Here is a 3,181-nt window from a genome sequence, read left to right as displayed (position 1 = left end):
ACCCTATGTTCCCAGCTATTGTGAAGTTCAATAATCACCCTACTATCTTCTTTGGAAAACTTAGTGATTTTCACATTTCCCCAACCGGCATTGCGATAAATATCACTGAATTGAATTAAAATATTTTCAAGATCCATCCGTTCAAAAAAGTACTTACTTGCTATTACTCCCATGCGAAATCCAAAGTCCTTCAATATTGTATTGCTCTTTTCGATATCCAAGCAGAGGCATCATTTTGAAAGAATAGTCCTCTTTCCATTTTCCATATAAATTCATCTCTGTTAATACTAAATTCTGTGATAGAGTCTGTCATTCACGAACTTCCCTTAAAATAAATTTTTCCTTCTACAGTTTAATAGATAATTTCAAACATTCAATGCGAAATTTTCTGATTTTTTAACTTATTCATAGAGAAAACCTATATTCTATTAGCTTTACGAAAAAATTACATATTTACTCAAATTTAAAAAAGTAGTCTTAATTGCTCTTGAAACTTAGTTGTTTCAACATTGTTAAGAAGTAAATTTTGTAAACTTTCGAATGAATTACCCTTTTAATAGGTTAATAGTCGTGTATTTATAGTTAGCTATTATGATAATAGTAGTGTTAAAATGATAACGTGATGGAATATTCATATATTTCTAAACAAAAATAACTAAACGGGGGATTGACGAATGTCTATTCATGTTAAAAGGTATCAAAAGTTCGTTGCTACAGCAGCCACAGCAGCTTTAGTCGCATCTACACTACCGATTGCCGCTTCTGCAGCATACAGTGACGTACCAAGTACACTTAAAGCAGCAGTCAATTACGTAACAACTGAAAATATCTCACAAGGGTATAGCGAATCAACATTTGGAACAAACGATTCATTAAAACGTGGAGATGCGGCAATCATGATTGCTAAAGCAATCGGTCTTAATGTGGCCACCGCACCAAAATCTACTTTCACAGATTTAAATGTACGAGTTGAAGGTTCAGTTAACGCTCTATTTGCAGCTGGAATAATTAATGGAAAAACGAAAACATCTTTCGATCCAGATGCTAAAATCACTCGTGGCGAAATGGCTAAAGTTTTAGCAATTGCATACAAGTTAGATGGCACGGGGGTTAACAACACATTTACAGATGTAAATAATCGCTGGGATTCATRTGTAAACGCACTATTAAAAGCTGGTTTGACTGAAGGGAAAACAGACACTACATTTGGTTCAAACTTAGCGGTGACTCGTGGCGAAATGGCTATGTTCCTATATCGTGGTAAAGACATGAACCAAACAACTGACAAAGTAGCACCTACTTTCACTTACACAGGAGCTACATCTATAAATGTTGCACACAATGGCCAATTTGCTGTTCCAGTTGTTACAGCTACTGATAACAAAGATGCTAGCGTTCCCGTTAAAACAACAATTCGTAACAGTGAAGGTGCTGAAATCAGCACGATTAACACAGCTAACTCAGGTACGTACACGATAACATATAGTGCGGAAGATAAAGCTGGAAACAAAGCAACTAACTTAGTGTTAACAGTTACTGTTGCGGCACCAGTAGTGGTTACACCACCAATAACACCCGGTAATCCAAATCCTTTCACACTATCACTAATGCATACAAACGATACACATGCAAATTTGGATAATGTGGCAAAACGCATCACGGCAATAAAAGAAGTGCGCGCTGCGAAGCCAAACGCTCTATTACTTGATGCTGGGGATGTTTTCTCGGGAACTTTATATTTCAATAAGTTCCAGGGAAAAGCAGACTTAGATTTCATGAATTTAGCTAAATACGACATGATGACATTAGGTAACCATGAGTTCGATCTTGGTTCTACTCCAGAAGGTCACAAAGCGCTTGCTGATTTCATCAAAGACGCTGAATTTCCAATTGTCAGCAGTAACGTTGATTTCTCAGCAGATGCTAACTTAAAAGATTTAAAAAATAGCGGCGTTGGAATTGATCCTACAGGCGGCAAAATGTATAACACAGTTATTAAAAATGTAAATGGAGAACGTATTGGATTCTTCGGTTTAACAACAGAAGAAACAGCTGAAATTTCAAGTGCAAAAGATGTGAAATTTAAGAATTACATTACATCTGCAAACTCAGCTGTAGATGAGTTGACACGTCAAGGTGTAAACAAAATCATCGCAATCACTCACCTTGGCTATGATGACAATCCTGCATTCGACAATGATCTACTTCTTGCGAAATATGTTGATGGAATTGACGTAATCGTAGGCGGTCACAGCCATACAAAATTGGATGCACCAGTTCAAGTAAACTTGGATGAATATGGTGTAGCGAAGAGCCCGACAATTATCGTACAAGCCTACCAATACAGTGAATTCCTTGGAACACTGGATGTAACGTTTGACAAAAACGGAATTGTAACAGGTAAAACAGGTGGATTAATCACGATCTCTTCAAAAACTGAAGATGCTGAAGCGAAAGCTTTGCTGCAACCTTATGCTGATCAAATCGCAACAATTAAACTCGAAGAAACTGGAGCTACAGCTGTTTCAGCTTTAGACAACCCACGATCAAGTGATACCGGTCCAAGTGTTCGTTCAAACGAAACTAAATTAGGTAACTTGATTGCAGACGGTATGCTTTGGAAAGCAAAACAATTCAATCCAAACGTGGTCATATCAATGCAAAATGGTGGCGGTATTCGCGCTCCTATCAACTCTGGTCCAATTACAGTCGGTGAAGTATTAACAACTTTGCCATTCGGTAACACATTGGCAACAATGAACCTTTCTGGCACTGAAATCAAAACAGCTTTAGAGCACAGTGTTAGCCAATCACCGAAAGAAAGCGGTGGATTCTTGCATATTTCTGGTATGAAATTTACTTACGACAGCACACTTGCAGTCGGTAGCCGTGTTACTTCAATGAAAGTTGAAAATACAGACGGTTCATTCTCAGATATTGTTCCAGCAAGCAACTATGTAATCGCGACAAACGCATTTACGGCTAAAGGCGGAGACGGCTACACAGTTTTCAAGAATGCATATGAAGCAGGCCGCGTAACCGACCTTGGCGCTGCTGATTGGGAGAACCTTCGTGACTACGTTAAAAACTTAGGCAATGTCGATCCTCAAGTTGAAGGTCGTATCGTAAACACAGCAACAGTAGTTATTCCAGGTCCTTTTACGTTGTCATTGATGCACAC

1 protein-coding gene and 1 pseudogene are annotated in these 3,181 nt (G+C 38.2%); one reads left to right on the top strand and one right to left on the bottom strand.

Going from position 1 to position 3,181, the window contains the following annotated elements:
* Nucleotides 1-221 (bottom strand): annotated as a pseudogene (locus tag AC1DSB_RS16960) (hypothetical protein); the annotation flags it as partial.
* 453 nt (nt 222-674) lie between these two features.
* Here AC1DSB_RS16960 and AC1DSB_RS16955 point away from each other — a divergent pair.
* Nucleotides 675-3,181, top strand: a 2,507-nt coding sequence (locus AC1DSB_RS16955; RefSeq protein ID WP_477587177.1) for a 5'-nucleotidase C-terminal domain-containing protein, incomplete at its 3' end; no start/stop codon positions are given.

The organism is Paenisporosarcina sp. P4_E4_2 (assembly GCF_056401595.1).
This window is presented reverse-complemented; position numbering and strand designations above follow the sequence as displayed.